We start from the raw sequence: 15,865 nt of genomic DNA, 5'->3' as shown, positions 1-15,865 counted from the left end.
GTGATTCGTTATATGTCACGTCTTAGGGCTCGCAGCACATCAATTCGTGTCGCTCTTGAAGCAGGGCGCATTCCGGATAGGATCGCCACACCCAAACTGATAACAACGCTAACCAAGGTTAAGGTGATCGGAATGTCGGAGAAGGTAAAGTTCTCAGGCGGCTTGCTGTCCAGCACGGAGGATAAGATTGGCGGTACCACCCTGTTAATAACTGCACTGAGTCCATAGGAGACGAGCGTTCCGATTGTTATGCCCAGTAAGCCGATACCGAAGCTCTCTAACAAGAATACACTGCGGATGGTCCGCGGATGTGCACCTATCGCTTTCATGATACCGATATCCTGTGAACGTTCGGTCACCGCCATTGTCATGGTGTTATAGATACCGATCGAAGCGATGAGGACGGCAATCGTACCTACGAATATGAGGCCGATTTTCATAACGAGAAAGACAAGATCCATCTTTTTGATGGAATCCGCTACCGAGTAAATCACATAATTCTGCTCCCGCAGCACTTTGGAAATCGTGGTTACTTGCTTTGCGCTATCTGCATAGACGTAAACAGCCGGGAGGTTTTCTTCATTTGGCGGAAACAGCTTGCCCGAGAGTTTGTCGGATAAATAGATATTCGTGCCCTCGATCCATTCTTTGGCCGGCTTTTCCAGTATGCCGACAACGGTTGCTGTGACTGTGCCCAGCTGTATTTCCTTGTTCGTTTGTGGATCATACCCTTTTGCTTGGAAGGTCAATGTTTGACCGATTGGATCGCCCTGGTAGGTTTCCTTGGTTCCGTTCTTGACTAGATTCTTCGCAAAATCAAATCCGACAATGGTCTCCGATTCATCCTTGGGCATCCGGCCTGAAGAAAGCTTTAGCCCTGCTTTTGTTTCTTCTTCGAAGTCGGTCACGACGACATTGGTGCCTGCTTGAAAACCGTCTATGTCAGATTCACCGTTTGCAGCACGCTGCGCAGTGACCGCTTTTACATGGTCGAGCTGCTTCAAACCCTTAATATCTTCAGGCTTAACATTTTCGTAATCATTCCCGTTTTGCTTCGAGTGAACCTGGATTTGCGTTAGTGTCTGATCTTCGAGCATATCGCTCACAATGCTCTTCTGCAGGCCGAAGGCGACCGATGCAATCATGATGAGAAAGGAACAGCCCATAGCGGTTGCGAGCACGGTCATGAAGATCCTTGATTTGTTCTTCTTCATATTCTGTCTGACGAATCTTATTTTATCGCTTGTTTTCATGAGTGAATGACCTCCAGCTTGCGCGTGTCCGTTTGGTTAAGCAGCCTGCCATCTTCAATACGTAACGTTTTATGACCGATTGCAGCAACCTTGTCATCGTGGGTAATAATGAGTAGGGTCAGCTTGCGTTCCCGGTTGAGTGATTTAAGCAGCTGCAGAAATTGCTCCTCATTCTCACTGTCGAGACTTCCTGTCGGTTCATCGGCAAGAACGATTGGCGGATTCAGGATCAGCGAGCGGGCAATTCCGACGCGCTGCTGCTGTCCGCCGGAGAGCTCGCTTGGATAATGGTCGCTGTATTCAGCAATGCCAAGCTGCTCCATCAGCTCAAGCGTCAGCTTGCGGCGGACTGTCGGCGCAGTGCCCTGCAGGACAAGCGGAAGCTCGATATTCTCATAGGCGGTCATACTCGGAATAAGCTGGAAGTTTTGAAATACAACTCCGAGATGCCGTCTGCGAAAATCAGCCCACTGCCCCTCGGTATAAGCGGTCGTATCTTGTGAGGCAATGCTGATCGTACCGCTGGTAGGCCGAATAAAACCGCCCACAATATGGAGAAGTGTGGACTTGCCGGAACCGCTCCTTCCGATTAACGTAACGATTTCCCCGCTGTTTACCGTTAGGTCAATGCCTTTAAGGACGGGCACATGGCGCTCATTTCCCTTGCGTCCAAGCGTAAAGGCGTGTTCGATTTGTTTTAGGTGGATCATCATTGAATTCCTCCATGGGCTGCGGTTTTGGGGTTTGTGCTCTCGTGGTACTTCGTACCAAAGTCGCTCAAACCCTCAAAACCTCCGCTGCAAAGTTAAAGGCTGCGGTTTTGGGGTTTGTGCTCTCGTGGTACTTCGTACCAAAGTCGCTCGAACCCTCAAAACCTGCGCTGCAAATTGGCGCTGCGGACCAAAGTCCCTCAATCCTTGCTTAAATACGCCAAACCTCCGCGGTAGGTTTATTGCGTTTTCGAGCAGGGATAATGATGTGTTTGCTGTGCTGATAACGAACTGTGGAATCAAAAAGTTTTAGACCGCTTATCAACTTTTTTGGAATGAAAAGGCTTTTAATTAGAAACAGTGGGAAGAATGGGTAAAATATAGGTGGGAAAATCGATGAGTCCAAAAAAACTTAAATCATCATTAGGTTTGGGGATTGCTGCGCTGCTAACTGCGTTGGCGCTAGGCTGCAGCGCTTTTGTGTACGGTATGTTTTTTGATGAGAACTTTTATCGTTTGGAAGGGATCATTCTTTTCGCTGTTCTTTTGCTAATCGCAATCAAAATTGTTGATTTCTGTTTAAGCAGACTGGCGGTGACTTCTCCGTTTGCCTCTTTGGGGCTGGCGGATATTCGTATGCCGCGTTTTACAGGGCCTGTACTGGGACTTGTCCTCATCGCGATTCTTTATCTGTCGTCTTTGCTGCATGAACCCGCTTCGGTTCAAAGTACAATCAAGGAGGCGATTCGCTGGTCTGTCTATGCGGCCTACATGTGGCTGATTGCCCTTGCATTTGGATCCGAAAGCAGCCGTATCTGGCTTTCTGCTGCCCTGCAGGCAGCGGGTGCTTTTGTCATATGGGGGGCGCTGGCGGGGTGGATGGGATGGATCTCCTTTCCAGGAATCGTCATGATAACTGGAGATCCCCGTTTGTCGGCAGTCGGCGCGAGATTATCAGGTTTCGTCCAATATCCGAATTTCCTCGGCGCCGCTATGAGCGCCTATTTGGTTTGGTTCTGGCTGCTGCTTGTAAGGACGCGTTCGAATGCGGCCTTCTGGTTCGCAGCCATGCAAACCGTGCCGGCAATGCTGGTAGTATTGCTCACTGAATCCAGAGGTGCATGGCTTGCCGCTGCACTGAGCTGGATGATCGCTCTAGCGCTTGTTTCGAAAGCAGAACGATCCAGCTGGCTGCTGTACAGCGGCTGGACCTTATTGGCAGCCGGGACTGCCTATCGGTTCGTTGTTCGTGCCGGCGCACACAGCGGGAATTCCTTCAGCATCTCAAATAAGCTGCTTGTTGGGGCTGTATTCTTACTTGCATTGATGATTGCCGCCCTTGCAGGGTACGCGCTTCTTCGCAGGCTGATTACGAGAGAAACCGGGAATCGCAGACTTGGGTATTATGCATGGTCCGGCGGGGCAGCGGCGATTATGTTTACTCTGCTGCTGCTTCCGGCAGACATTCATGGACGTGTGGGCAGCCACTTTCAAACTGCAGCGGCGCGTAAGCTGTTTTATACGGATGCACTCATGTTGATTAAGAAAAATCCGCTGCTTGGCCATGGCGGCGACAGCTGGCGGATGCAGTTTACGCAAATTCAAACACAGCCGTATGTGGGAACGGAAGTTCACAGCGGCTATTTGGACCTGCTGCTGGACGTAGGCATTATCGGCTGCCTTCTCTTCCTTCTTGTGCTCGCGCTGATGGCTGGCCGGGTGTGGCTCTATGATCGCGCGGGTCTGCTGCCGGTCATCGCGCTTCTTGCCCATGCAAGCATTGATTTTGATATGTCTTACGGCTATTATTGGCTGCTGCTTTTAAGCTGGGTCGTTCTGTACAGCCGGGCGGATGGCGCCAAAGAGGACAACAGACAAGAGCGCTTGCTGCGGCAGCGCTTCCCGATTAATCAGGCAGCCGCCGTGCTGCTTGCTGCCGCAGTATTCACCGTCAGCGGCTTGTACAGCTGGCGGTTCGACCGCTCCGTGCAGTACCGCGAGTCGGCACTGGCCGCCTCCGGAACTGCACGGGCTGCCGCGCTGCGCGCGGCGCTCGAGACGAATCCGTACTGGAGCCGGATTCGCATCGAGCTGGCCAAGCTCGCGCCGCCGCAGGAGAGGGCGGCGCTGCTCGCTGCCGGACTGCGCTATGAGCCGCAGTCCGTTCCGCTCTTATGGGAGCTCGGCAGTAATGAAGCCGAGCTTGGCCGCTGGGCGCAGGCGGCGGACTGCATGCGCGCCGCCTTGCGCCTTGACCGGTTCAACCGCGACAAGCAATCGGTCGCGGTTGTGACCATGACCCGGCTCGCGCAGCAGCTGCGGGCCGATAAACAGCAAAGCGCCGCGCGGCAAGCGGCGGAGCAGGCTGTGGCATTCTATCAAGCTTATGAAGCGCAAACCCATTATATCAAGATCAACGGACGTGAATTTTATGTAACTCAAGCTGCCAAGGAAGCGGAGGAGGAGAGTCAGATGATCTTCATGAATTTGCTCCGTCCATAGAAGTACTTAAATGATCCTCTAGAATCTGAGTCAGCCGCAGCTGAGCTCTCGAATGTCTCGAATCTCGAACGTCTCGAATGTCTCGAATCTTGAATGTCTCGAATCTCTCTAATGTCTCGAATGTCTCGAATGTCTCGAATCTCGAACGTCTCGAATGTCTCGAATCTCGAATGTCTCAAATAGCGCAGATTAGCCATTTCTCCCGCAAATAAGAATTAAAAAAGGTAAGATTGTCCACTCCCTTGGGGCTGTCCCGGCATATGCTGTAACAAACTCAGGGGAGGAGTGATGACCATGGCATCTTCTCGTGTCAAACCGACTCTTTACGTGCCCAGTTCAGGAAAAGTCATTCGTAAAGCGTCGAGACCAACAAGCTTAAACCAAAGTTCGGGTCCGATCTTCAATCGGCTTACCGTCGTTTGGGTCCAGCAAAATGGGGTACCGTTCAATACGACTGGATTTTTCGCCCGTTTATTCCGGGGCAACCAACTCGTTTCCACAGCAACTTTCGATCGTTTCGGTGTCGTCCGATTCAATAATATCGGCACATTGACGAATGCAGCTTTCACCATTCAGGCCATAAGAAACGATGGAGTTCTGTTTAGAACCCGCAGAATTCCAGCAGGTGTAGAGACTTTCGCCATCATCGGCTAAATCATCCCCGTCACTTTTAATGATCCCCCATTTACGACAACAGCAGCGCAGCTCCTTTGAGGGGGCTGTGCTGCTGTTATTTGTGTTTTCATTTAGCCCCCGAAAGCATCCCGGAAAGCGGTGGACAGCTTCATGTGATCGACTTCCCACAGCTCTGCAATTTCCGCGCAGACATTCTCATCCCACCAGTCCGACAGCAGCTTCCGATTGCTGTAATTCTCATGGATCCACTGCAGATTAAGAATAACCTTCTGAAAATAAAGCTTTTCCGCTTGCGCAAGCCGATCCTTGGGCACATAAACACCCAACCGTTTGATCGTTCGATACAGCTCGTTCTCGCAGGAGCGTCTGATTTTACGGGCGCTTGGATAACCTGAATCATGCTTCTGGGCAGTAGATTTCATCGTGAACGACTCCTCTCTACCCTTATATATGCGCCCTGCTTTTATGCGGTCACACGCTTACTGCACATAGATGTAGCCGACCATCGGGCCTCCGTGCTCCATGGTGGTGTGGGTGAGACAGACGATCGGGAAGGTGCCTTTGGCTGTGGCAGTGAATCGTACAATGGTGGTTTTGCCTTTGGTTACTTCACCCTTAATGCCGAGCTCCTCGATGACAAAAGGATGCGATTTTCCGTTAACGCCTGTGATGTGCAGCTCCACATGATCGCCTTGATGGACAGTAATGGAGCCTGGATCCCAGCGGTACACTTCAATTTCCTTGCCATCATCGGTTGTGGAAGAAAACTCCCCTGTTACGAGCTGGAATATTCGGGTTTCCTGCGGAAGTGCGGAGGCTGCCCGGGATTGATTCCATTTGAGACAGGCCGCGGCGATAATCACAACCAGCAGGAGGATGGAAAATAATCGAAGCTGCTTGCGGCTGACGATAAAAATTTTTGACATAGGGGTTTGTCACCTTCTTTTCATTTTGATAGATTACACTATTCTATGCGGGGGCTTGGCCCAGCATGACTGGTATGGAGGCGGGTCTGGAAGTATGCTAGAATACCGTAAGAGGCCTACAATAGAGACATAGAAGACTAAATGATAGGAGATGGAGAATGAGTTGGTTTCATGATTTGGTTGACAGCCTGCTTCAATGGATCGAAGGATTAGGTTATTTTGGGATCATCATCGGTCTTATGCTGGAAGTTATCCCAAGCGAAATTGTACTTGGCTACGCAGGCTATATGGTATCGGATGCGGGCGGAAACCAATTTACGTTTATTGGGGCTGTGATTGCAGGGACGGTCGGAGCTGTTATTCAGCAGTGGATTTTGTATGGAATTGGCCGTTATGCAGGTCGTCCGTTCTTCGAGAAATATGGCAAAATCATTAAAATCGGCCCCAAACAGCTCGACAAAGCGGAAAGCTGGTTTAATAAGTATGGCGCAGGCATCGTGTTCACCGCTCGTTTCGTCCCTGTCATGCGGCAGGCGATTTCAATTCCCGCCGGAATGGCCCGGATGTCATTTTGGTACTTTACTTTCCTAAGCGCACTTGCTTCGCTTCCGTGGTCGCTGTTATTCGTTTATTTAGGATCGAGTCTGGGAGATCAGTGGGAAAATATCGATGAGAAGGCGGCTCCATACGTACAGCCTGCCATACTGATCGCACTGGCTCTGCTGGTAGCTTATGTCTTGTTTAAAGTAATCAGAAGCCGCGGTAAATCCGTATAATTTGTGATCACTATGCTTCGTTTGGTACAATAGCTTAAGAGACTATCATCGTACATACACCCATATATAATCAATCTAAGGAGGCGCTACCTTGAGCAAAAATGTAGCCAATAAGCTGAACAAAGGAATCAGCCCGCAGCAATTTATTGATTCCATGGAGAAAAACAAAGAGGCTTTTCTGGACTGGTCTAGCCGCTTTGAGTTTGCAAATGATGAAGATCGCGAGTTTTTCGAGTCCTTGAACAACCGCGATGACCTGCGCTGCTTGATTTTGATGGCAGATTGGTGCGGCGATGTAGTTCGCAACATTCCCGTTGTTTTCAAAGTGCTCGAGAATACCGGTATTCCGACTGAGGTTCTGATTATGGAGCAGCACCTGGATACGATGGATCAGTTTCTGACCATGGGCGGACGCGGGATTCCGATCGTCATCTTCGCAGATACCGGCGGGCATGTGCTCGGTCAATGGGGACCGCGTCCTAGCCACGTACAGGAAGCGATGACAGCGTTCAAGCTGGCCAACCCTGACCGCGATGCAGCCGATTATCAAGAAAAGCTTAGTCTGACCCGCCAAGAAATGGGACGCCGTTACGGAGAAGGCGCGGATTACCAGCAAATCATCGTACAAGAGCTGCATAAGCTGCTTGCTGCTTTATAAGATGTTGAAAATCGAGACGTTTACATTAGGACCGCTGCAGACGAATTGCTACCTCGTTACAGAGGAATCCGGCGAACGGGGGTTTATCGTCGATCCGGGCATGCAGCCGAAGCGTTTGCTTGAGAGAATAAAGGATTTGAAGATAGAGGCAATCGTGCTGACGCATGCGCATTTTGATCATATGGGCGGTGTCGATGCTGTCCGCAAAGCGGCGGGCTGTCCGGTTTATCTTCATGATCTGGAAGCCGATTGGCTGACCGATGCGAAGAAGAATGGCTCTGCCAGATGGTCGGATGTGACCCCGCCGCTCACGACGGATCCAGCGGAATTCAGCTTAGCAGAAGGGCAGATGCTGGAATTGATCGGTCATACCTTTAAGGTGATGCATACGCCGGGCCACTCGCCCGGCAGTGTCAGCTTGTTATGTGATCACCATTTGATCAGCGGAGACGTGCTCTTCCGGATGTCGGTTGGACGTACGGATCTGCCCGGCGGCCGCGAGCGTGATCTGTATGATTCGATTCGCGGCAAACTGTATAAGCTTGATCCGAACGTGCGCGTATATCCCGGTCACGGGGGGCAAACCACGATCGGCTATGAAATGGCTAACAACCCTTACGTGCCTGCTTAAGCGGGCAAGTAGGGGTTTTATCCCTTTAAAGGAGAGGAAGTTAAGAAGTGGCTGAGACGAAACAACGGATGAAGGAAGAAGATATGGAAGCAGCTTCTGCGAAGATCGAGCTTACACCCGAGGAAAGAGCGGCAGAGCAGGAACGCATCGTGAAGCGGATTGCTGCGGAGATCAGCTTGCCGATTACGAAGGTGAAGTCGGCGGTAAGCCTGCTTGACGAAGGGAATACGATCCCTTTTATCGCCCGGTACCGGAAGGAAATGACAGGCGAGCTGGATGAGAACGAGCTGCGCTCCATTGAAGAGAAGCTGCAGTATATGCGAAACCTGGAGACGCGAAAGCGCGAGGTTATTCGCCTGATTGACGAGCAGGGTAAACTGACGGAGGAGCTCCGGCAATCCATCGAATCGTCAGTCAAGCTGCAGGAAGTGGAGGATTTATACCGCCCTTACCGCCAGAAACGCAAAACGCGTGCAAGCGTTGCGAAGGAGCGGGGACTTGAGCCGCTTGCCGCCTGGATGCTGTCGCAGCCTCGGCAAGGCGATCCGAATATGGAGGCTAAACGCTACATAGATACCCAGAAGGGTGTGGAAACCGCGGAGGATGCCCTTCAAGGCGCAATGGATATCATCGCAGAACAGCTTGCAGATGATGCTAAGATCCGTGCCTGGGTGCGCCGATTCACCTTTGACCAGGGGATTCTCCGAACCGAAGCGAAGGATCCTAAGCAGGAGACGGTTTACGAAATGTACTACAACTACCAAGAACCGTTCCGCAAGCTGCCGCCTCACCGCATATTGGCCATTAACCGCGCAGAACGGGAAGATGTGCTTCGGGTTTCCTTGGATGTAGCTCCTGAACGGATTCATGACTATATCGACCGCCAAACGATCCGCGGCGGAACGACAGGCGCCATCCGGGACATCCTGCTGCAGACGATCACGGATGCCTATAAACGGCTTCTTGCACCATCGATTGAGCGCGAGGTTCGCGGGGAATTGACGGAGAAGGCAGAGGAGCATGCCATTCAGATTTTCTCCATGAATCTGCGTAATTTGCTGCTGCAGCCGCCTGTCCGCGGTCATGTCGTGCTTGGTGTCGATCCCGCGTTCCGTACCGGCTGTAAGCTGGCTGCCATCGATGAGACAGGCAAGCTGCTCGAGGTTGCTGTCTGCTACCCAACAGCCCCCAACCACAAGATTGCTGAAGCGGAGAAGCTCATTAACGGGCTGATCGATCGTTACAAAGTGGAATTAATCGTAATCGGCAACGGTACTGCATCCCGTGAGACCGAGCAGTTTATTGCTGATTTGATCAGTAAACGCAAAGCTGCAGGCACAGCCGGGGCAAGCGGGCTTAAGTACATTATTGTGAACGAAGCGGGTGCGAGTGTATATTCGGCATCCAAGCTCGCAGCAGAGGAGTTCCCGAAGCTGGACGTAGCAGAACGCAGTGCGGTATCCATCGCAAGACGGCTTCAGGATCCATTGGCTGAGCTTGTGAAAATCGAGCCCAAAGCCATTGGCGTCGGGCAATACCAGCATGATGTCAGTCAGAAGCGGCTCGAGGAGACGCTCGGAGGTGTCGTCGAATCGGCGGTTAACCACGTCGGCGTTGATGTGAATACCGCTTCGCCATCACTGCTGTCCTACGTGGCAGGCATTAATGCAACCACTGCGAAGAACATTGTTAAATTCCGCGAGGAAAAAGGCAAGTTCACTGACCGGAAGACACTGCAGAGCGTACCGCGTCTAGGGGCTAAGACATATGAGCAGTGTATCGGCTTTATTCGCGTACCGGAGAGCGGTAATCTGCTGGACCGGACACCGATTCATCCGGAATCCTACAAGGTTGTAGACGCGCTCTGTAAGGAGCTTGGATTGAAGCTGGAACATTTGGGCACCGATGACTTTAAGGCCGCTCTAAACGCCGCTCAAGCCGGGGAGATTGCGCCTAAACTGGGTGTCGGCGTACCGACTCTGCGCGATATTCTGGACAGTCTGCTTCGTCCGGGAAGAGATCCCCGTGAAGAGCTGCCGGCACCGATTTTTCATACCGACGTTCTGAGCATGGAGGATTTGAAGCCGGGAATGGAGCTTCACGGAACGGTCCGCAACGTCATTGATTTCGGGGCATTCGTTGATATCGGAATCAAGAATGACGGGCTGGTTCATATCTCCCAGCTTAGCAGCAAATTCGTCAAGCATCCGACAGATGTCGTATCCGTCGGGGATACCGTAACCGTTTGGGTGCTCGGCGTGGATGAGAAGAAGGGGAGAGTCAGCTTGACGATGCGCAAGCCTGACTAAGCTCCGCTTAAGAATTCAAGATCATATTCTCAAAAAGAAAGGGCGTTATCTTCAAGCAGTCTTCACGACTGCCGGTAGATAACACCCTTTTTTTCATTCCAATATTCAAGTTAATCCAAGTAGAGTTCATCACTTACAGGCTTGCTGAGTCGTCTTCTGGACGCTGTGTCGTGCGGTAGAAATACCAGCAATCGTTCAATAGACGAATTTGTCGTTGATCTTTCTTCAGAAATGCGCGCATCAATTGGTTGCACAGCCATTGAGGCATGAACTTCGCCCTCCTTCCAGCCGTCACTTGTTGTATTAACAGCATATGAGTTTAGGCGAATGTCCGTGCAGGTCCTACTCCAACTCTTCCTCGTACCACTGCTCAAGCTGGGCTTGCAGGGCGCGAATTTCCGTTAAGAGCGAGATTAGCGGATACGATTTCTCTTGAATGGATGAGAAATCATGCTCCAGCGCATTCAAATAATCCAATCCGGAATAGACGATAACGGATTTGTCATGGAGCTCAAGATCCGCGCATTCCGCGATTGCATAAGGCAGGGACGGAACATTGCTTGCGGTTAATTTGTCGATTTCTTTATGCAGACGCAGATTAAGCGCGCTCAGCTGGTAAGCATGCGATTCAGGCATTTCGACAAAGGTGACGCCTTGACCATCTTGTAATACAATATAACGCATAAGTGCCATTTTTAGGGCCTCCCTCAAATTTAACAGGTTAATACTACTTGACAGTGTAGCGTATCTGTACTTTAAAATTCAAGTAGAACATGCAATATGATTGAAGGAGAATATAACGTGCATGATGATATGCTTCAAGCATGGGTGGAGAAGGTCTCGCTCGAACATTTTAACCTGCCTTTTCGACACAAAGCGACTTTTAACGGAAGACTGACCTCAACCGGCGGCCGCTATTTTACGAAAACGCATCATATTGAGATCAGTCCGCATCAGCTCAAGAACCACGGTATGGAAGAAACAGAGAAAATTATCAAGCATGAACTATGCCATTATCATTTGCATCTTCTGAAGCGGGGATACCAGCATCGTGACGCTGATTTCAAACAACTGCTTGCGAAGGTTGGAGGGACGAGGTTCTGCAAGTCGGTCCCTGAAGGCAGCAAACGAAAGGTTATTCCTTATAAATATAAGCTTGTCTGCCGCAGCTGCGGGATGGAATATTTGCGCAAACGCAAACTGGATCCTAACCGATTTGCCTGCGGAAAGTGCAGGGGAGCCTTGAAAATTTTTGTGCTTGACTTCAAAACCCTCACATGATATATTCTTTCTTGTCACTAAATCACATTCCCTGATAGCTCAGTTGGTAGAGCACTCGACTGTTAATCGAGTTGTCACAGGTTCGAGTCCTGTTCGGGGAGCCATTCATGGAGAGATACCCAAGTGGCTCAAGGGGACCCTCTGCTAAGGGGTTAGACTGCGTAAGTGGTGCGAGGGTTCGAATCCCTCTCTCTCCGCCATCTCATGAATGTAACGAGGGCCGTTAAGCCGGCTCTTTTTCTTTGCTCAAATCTTCATTGTGAGCTAGCTCCTCAATAACTCACTTCGTCAATGATGAAAAAAAAGCTTGCATCAAACATAAGAATTTGATATTATAAATTCTGTTGTTTGGACAACTTATCTCATTGAAGTAATTTGCATGGCCCGTTGGTCAAGTGGTTAAGACACCTCCCTTTCACGGAGGTAACAGGGGTTCGAGTCCCCTACGGGTCACCATTATGAGCCATTAGCTCAGTTGGTAGAGCACCTGACTTTTAATCAGGGTGTCGTAGGTTCGAGTCCTACATGGCTCACCATTTCTCATAATAGCATACATCACTTATAATTTGCGGTCGTGGTGGAACGGCAGACACACCATCTTGAGGGGGTGGCGCCTGTATGGGCGTGAGGGTTCAAATCCCTCCGACCGCATCCTCGAAAAAAGCCTTGATAATAATCAAGGCTTTTTTCTTTGTCGTTATTCTCTTTAACGTCTCAATTCTTGGTATTTTGTGTGATCCGTTTGTTAGGCGCTCCCAAACCGGCTTGGACATTTCAATGGAGTGAATGCTTTTGCGAATCCAATTCGGTTATTCCTCATCATTCATATGTGACCACTCAAGAGCAGTCAATTTTCTTCTTCTGAATCCTCCGATTCATGCGCACTTACGCGATATAATACCATGCTCGAACCGCGGCAGTTATGGTAAGCTCTCCCGGTTGGATAGGCGTAACCGTGCTGTCGGCAAACAGAGCGGCCTTGAAAGGTATTGGCCCGGTTGGACGCGGAAGCTCTTGGACCCGGAAGGGGATAGCGGCAATGGTTGCTCCCAATGTTTGGGCAATAGTCACAGCCTTTTGACGGGCGTTCCGGACGGCAAGCGACAAGGCCTGATTCTCATAGATTTCCGGATTTATCAACGTGAACTGAATGTTTGAGACGGAGTTGGCGCCTTGAGACACAGCGGTATCAACAATGACCCCTGTCTGTTCTACTCGATCCGTGGTGATTTGCAGGAGATGGGTCACTTTATAGCCCCGAAATATTTGTTTCCCATCTTCATAATCGTACTGGGGATCAATTCGAAAATCATACGTTTGTATCTTCTCCTTGGGAATGCCTAAATTCTGCAGAGATTGGATGATATTCGTTACGATCATTGCGTTCTCGGCTTGGACTAACTGCAAAGCGTCCCCTTCTGTTATGGCTCCCAGCACGACTAAGACTCTGTCTGGGGAAGCGGTCACTGTTCCTTCACCTTGCACTTCGATCGTCGAAGGGGATTTTGCAGCCGTATTGTAGAATGGATAACCGTTCATCGCGGAAACTCCTTTCAGGGGTGGAGGTTATTATAATGTATGGGAATCTGCGCCGGATAGAATTTTAAGATAAAAATGAATAAAAGGAATATTGAGTTTTTCTATTATTTATAGTATTGTTATTTCGTTAATATAAATACGAATTTGATTAAAGTTTTGAAAGCGCTTTATAATTTGCTGTTGCTCAGCGTAAGTACGTGATTTTGAGAGAGGTTGCTCCTTACCGCTATGCAGGAGAAACGATCGATAAAGTGAAAAGAGAAGACATCATTGGCGATTACCAGTATATTAACCATGGAAAAGATATTTCTGCAAACATCAAACAATCTGTATACATCCAATTGAAAAAGGATAATACGATATCCGGCGAAATTAGCGGCACGTGGAAAAAAACAGGTCATAACAGCGCCGAATTAACGGTAGATGGAATCCAATATGACGGCGTATTCTTGCGCCAATGGAATCCGACATCGGCAAGCTATGTCATGACATTCAGCGCTTTGTCGAAAAAGGGAGCAGCGATTTGGGGCAGCAAGCTGCAGGATAAACCGGACGCAGAAATCGCAGCCGATGTGCAAAATGATTTGAGCCTTGGGGACACAAGCAGCGTCACGAATAACTTAATACTTCCTAATGAGGGTACCCGTCAGGCTGACATTACGTGGCATTCCTCGGACGCCGGCATTGTGTCCGATAGCGGAGTCGTTAATCGCCCAATTCCGGGTGCAGGGAACGCGGCGGTTACACTCACCGCGACCATTACCAAGGGTGAAGCGACAGCAGTTAAGAAATTCACGGTTGTTGTCAAAGAACAATCGATAGACGGATTAACCGCCCATTACGGCTTCGATAATGATCTGACGGATCGCACGGGTTCTGCCGGAGCGGGTACCGTTACCGGCGGTAAAATCGATGAATCAGGCGGCGCAATCACTTATGCGAAGGGCATATCCGGCAATGCGGCAGCGTTCGATGGAACCTCCGGGGTACGCCTGCCAAACGGCCTCATCTCGGGCAATACGTACTCCGTTTCGTTATGGGTCAATCCTGAGCAGCTTACGGATTACACAACAACCTTCTTCGGCGCCAGGGACAGCGGCAGCTGGGTAAGCTTTCTGCCGAGAGGGCATGAATTTGTGAACAACGATACGATGGTCTGGTCAGGTACAGCATGGTATGATGCCGGTTCCGGCATGAAAATCAATACGGGCGAGTGGTCGCATCTGGCTTTCACCGTTAATAACGGCCGTATAGCCGTATATATCAACGGTGTTCAGAAGTTTTCCGGTACTGGGTTCCCGAACCTATTCACAACAACAGACGGCATCTTCAGCTTGGGCGTTAACTGGTGGGATACTCCGTATAAGGGACTAATGGATGAACTGCGAATTTATGAGGTGGCACTAACGGCAGAACAGGTTGCCAATTTAGCAAAGATAACGCCGTAATCGCAAGATGGTAAAGGCCTCTAGCCCATGCGCTTCAGGCCTTTGCTGTCAATTGGAGGATGGGGGGAATTACCGGATTCAGGCTAAGAGCGACAGCTTCCACAACAATAACCCCGAAGCGAATTTTCCCCCGAGGTTATATCAGAATTGAATATAGGATTGTTCGTCCTTCCAGAAATCCTTTAGGCTCCTAGTCGGTGTCCGTTTTAAAGTGGCGATATCCGGCGGTACGCCAATCACCTGCGCGGCCTCCTGTAAGGTGAGCTGAAGCAGCAATTCGTCTGGAATGAGAAGCTCGGCAACAAATTCATTGGCTTCTCTTTCGATACGATCAATCGAGAACAAGGTGTTGCTTCGGAGAAAAGGGGTATTTACTTTCGGATGAAGCAATGCATGTCCGAGTTCATGAGAGCATGTTAAGCGCTGCTCGCTCTCGCTTAACTGATTATTGATATGAATCATTTTAATACGCTTGTAAGTATTAAAATAACCCATAATTTCACCTAGCGGCTCGTATAGAACTTCGATCTTTCTCTGAGATGCGATCACAAAGGGGTTGTTCGTTCCGTGCTTCTGGGTGAGCTGAGATACTAGTTTTTTGATACCCATTGATTACGCCCCTTTGCGAACTAATTCTTTAGATTGTTCGGGGTGAATTTTTTCTTCGCTATTCCTTTGGCTAACCTTAATGAATTCTCCAATGAAATCCGCATCAGTTCCTTCGTTTCTTCATTCATGGGCTCGCCTTGAAAGGCAAGTGCATTGTTTGACTCCAGATCATTGATCATCCGCTCCAGATCCGCTGCAATATCGCGTTCCTCCCGCGGGGAAAACAATTGTTCCGTCGATGAGGTCGAAGAGGATTTATAGTCGGATGGCTTAGACTCCTCCATGTATCCGGCATGCATCAGTAAATCCGAATAGGTGATGTTCTTGAAGAATTTGGAAAGTGTTTTTAATGTCTCGGGAACAGGCAGCTGCAGGCCTGCTTCAATTCTTGAAAGTGTAGCTTGTGAAATGCCTGAAATATTGGATAATTCCTTTTGTGTGGAATATCCATTGTCGATCCGGATTTTTCTTAAGCGTTGTCCCAAACTCGAAAGAATAAGTTCGTCGTTCATTGTCGATCACTCCTCAAATGGATTATATCCGATAAATTGCGTGCATGCAATTATTTTTATTTATTGTTGCGCACT

17 protein-coding genes and 5 tRNA genes are annotated in these 15,865 nt (G+C 49.7%); 13 read left to right on the top strand and 9 right to left on the bottom strand.

Annotated features, from left to right (window positions below):
* Positions 1 to 8 precede the first annotated feature (8 nt).
* A complete protein-coding gene (locus ACFPYJ_RS27730) occupies positions 9 to 1,253 on the bottom strand; it encodes an ABC transporter permease (RefSeq protein ID WP_379191478.1) in 1,245 nt (414 codons plus the stop codon).
* Positions 1,250 to 1,963 carry an ABC transporter ATP-binding protein gene (locus ACFPYJ_RS27725; protein WP_379191581.1) on the bottom strand — a complete coding sequence of 238 codons (714 nt, stop codon included), beginning with the start codon at positions 1,961 to 1,963 and terminating at the stop codon, positions 1,250 to 1,252. Before ACFPYJ_RS27725 ends, ACFPYJ_RS27730 begins: the two co-directional genes overlap by 4 nt.
* 396 nt (positions 1,964 to 2,359) lie before the next feature.
* Between ACFPYJ_RS27725 and ACFPYJ_RS27720 the strand changes: the two genes are divergently transcribed.
* Positions 2,360 to 4,465: an O-antigen ligase family protein gene (locus ACFPYJ_RS27720; RefSeq protein ID WP_379191477.1), complete on the top strand. Its 2,106-nt coding sequence runs from the start codon at positions 2,360 to 2,362 to the stop codon at positions 4,463 to 4,465.
* A gap of 294 nt (positions 4,466 to 4,759) precedes the next feature.
* Complete coding sequence (locus ACFPYJ_RS27715) at positions 4,760 to 5,119, top strand: hypothetical protein (protein WP_379191476.1); 360 nt, start codon at positions 4,760 to 4,762, stop codon at positions 5,117 to 5,119.
* A gap of 92 nt (positions 5,120 to 5,211) precedes the next feature.
* Here ACFPYJ_RS27715 and ACFPYJ_RS27710 read toward each other — a convergent pair whose 3' ends face one another.
* Complete coding sequence (locus ACFPYJ_RS27710; protein WP_379191475.1) at positions 5,212 to 5,523, bottom strand: dehydrogenase; 312 nt, start codon at positions 5,521 to 5,523, stop codon at positions 5,212 to 5,214.
* A gap of 57 nt (positions 5,524 to 5,580) precedes the next feature.
* Entirely contained in the window at positions 5,581 to 6,027 is a 447-nt protein-coding gene (locus ACFPYJ_RS27705) for a cupredoxin domain-containing protein (RefSeq protein WP_379191474.1), read from the bottom strand.
* Positions 6,028 to 6,185: 158 nt separating this feature from the next.
* On the opposite strand from ACFPYJ_RS27705, the gene uptA reads away from it, so the two are divergent.
* From uptA to ACFPYJ_RS27685, 4 genes are all read left to right on the top strand, one after another.
* The gene (gene uptA / locus ACFPYJ_RS27700; RefSeq protein WP_379191473.1) at positions 6,186 to 6,803 is read left to right on the top strand and encodes an undecaprenyl phosphate transporter UptA; all 618 of its coding nucleotides are present in this window, start codon (positions 6,186 to 6,188) and stop codon (positions 6,801 to 6,803) included.
* 91 nt (positions 6,804 to 6,894) lie between these two features.
* Positions 6,895 to 7,461 (top strand): thioredoxin family protein, encoded by a 567-nt coding sequence (locus tag ACFPYJ_RS27695; RefSeq protein ID WP_379191472.1) that lies wholly within the window; start codon positions 6,895 to 6,897, stop codon positions 7,459 to 7,461.
* Position 7,462: 1 nt separating this feature from the next.
* A complete protein-coding gene (locus ACFPYJ_RS27690; RefSeq protein WP_379191580.1) occupies positions 7,463 to 8,092 on the top strand; it encodes an MBL fold metallo-hydrolase in 630 nt (209 codons plus the stop codon).
* Positions 8,093 to 8,175: 83 nt separating this feature from the next.
* Complete coding sequence (locus ACFPYJ_RS27685) at positions 8,176 to 10,401, top strand: Tex family protein (protein WP_379191579.1); 2,226 nt, start codon at positions 8,176 to 8,178, stop codon at positions 10,399 to 10,401.
* 133 nt (positions 10,402 to 10,534) lie between these two features.
* Here ACFPYJ_RS27685 and cmpA read toward each other — a convergent pair whose 3' ends face one another.
* Together cmpA and ACFPYJ_RS27675 are read right to left on the bottom strand one after the other, a co-directional pair.
* Positions 10,535 to 10,669 (bottom strand): cortex morphogenetic protein CmpA, encoded by a 135-nt coding sequence (gene cmpA, locus ACFPYJ_RS27680; RefSeq protein WP_379191471.1) that lies wholly within the window; start codon positions 10,667 to 10,669, stop codon positions 10,535 to 10,537.
* A gap of 74 nt (positions 10,670 to 10,743) precedes the next feature.
* A complete protein-coding gene (locus tag ACFPYJ_RS27675) occupies positions 10,744 to 11,094 on the bottom strand; it encodes a hydrolase/acyltransferase (RefSeq protein ID WP_379191470.1) in 351 nt (116 codons plus the stop codon).
* A gap of 108 nt (positions 11,095 to 11,202) precedes the next feature.
* Here ACFPYJ_RS27675 and ACFPYJ_RS27670 point away from each other — a divergent pair, with 108 nt between their 5' ends.
* From ACFPYJ_RS27670 to ACFPYJ_RS27645, 6 genes are all read left to right on the top strand, one after another.
* Positions 11,203 to 11,682, top strand: coding sequence for a SprT family protein (locus ACFPYJ_RS27670; RefSeq protein ID WP_379191469.1), 480 nt, complete (start codon positions 11,203 to 11,205; stop codon positions 11,680 to 11,682).
* Between the two features lie 28 nt (positions 11,683 to 11,710).
* Positions 11,711 to 11,786: transfer RNA gene (locus tag ACFPYJ_RS27665), tRNA-Asn, on the top strand.
* A gap of 5 nt (positions 11,787 to 11,791) precedes the next feature.
* Positions 11,792 to 11,882: transfer RNA gene (locus ACFPYJ_RS27660), tRNA-Ser, on the top strand.
* A gap of 181 nt (positions 11,883 to 12,063) precedes the next feature.
* Positions 12,064 to 12,138 (top strand) — tRNA-Glu (locus ACFPYJ_RS27655).
* 4 nt (positions 12,139 to 12,142) lie between these two features.
* Positions 12,143 to 12,218: transfer RNA gene (locus ACFPYJ_RS27650), tRNA-Lys, on the top strand.
* Positions 12,219 to 12,250: 32 nt separating this feature from the next.
* A tRNA-Leu gene (locus tag ACFPYJ_RS27645) sits at positions 12,251 to 12,333 on the top strand.
* Between the two features lie 234 nt (positions 12,334 to 12,567).
* Here the strand turns inward: ACFPYJ_RS27645 and ACFPYJ_RS27640 are convergent.
* Positions 12,568 to 13,221 carry an SIMPL domain-containing protein gene (locus ACFPYJ_RS27640; protein ID WP_379191468.1) on the bottom strand — a complete coding sequence of 218 codons (654 nt, stop codon included), beginning with the start codon at positions 13,219 to 13,221 and terminating at the stop codon, positions 12,568 to 12,570.
* Between the two features lie 203 nt (positions 13,222 to 13,424).
* On the opposite strand from ACFPYJ_RS27640, the gene ACFPYJ_RS27635 reads away from it, so the two are divergent.
* A complete protein-coding gene (locus ACFPYJ_RS27635; protein WP_379191467.1) occupies positions 13,425 to 14,669 on the top strand; it encodes a LamG-like jellyroll fold domain-containing protein in 1,245 nt (414 codons plus the stop codon).
* Positions 14,670 to 14,810: 141 nt separating this feature from the next.
* Here the strand turns inward: ACFPYJ_RS27635 and ACFPYJ_RS27630 are convergent, their stop codons facing one another.
* Both ACFPYJ_RS27630 and ACFPYJ_RS27625 read right to left on the bottom strand, forming a co-directional pair.
* Positions 14,811 to 15,278 carry an ImmA/IrrE family metallo-endopeptidase gene (locus ACFPYJ_RS27630; RefSeq protein WP_379191466.1) on the bottom strand — a complete coding sequence of 156 codons (468 nt, stop codon included), beginning with the start codon at positions 15,276 to 15,278 and terminating at the stop codon, positions 14,811 to 14,813.
* Between the two features lie 20 nt (positions 15,279 to 15,298).
* Entirely contained in the window at positions 15,299 to 15,790 is a 492-nt protein-coding gene (locus ACFPYJ_RS27625; RefSeq protein WP_379191465.1) for a helix-turn-helix domain-containing protein, read from the bottom strand.
* Positions 15,791 to 15,865 lie beyond the last annotated feature (75 nt).

It is taken from the genome of Paenibacillus solisilvae, from assembly GCF_042656405.1.
Classification (GTDB): domain Bacteria; phylum Bacillota; class Bacilli; order Paenibacillales; family Paenibacillaceae; genus Paenibacillus_Z; species Paenibacillus_Z solisilvae.
The sequence above is the reverse complement of the archived record's forward strand: the minus strand, read 5'-3'. Positions and strand labels throughout refer to the sequence as shown.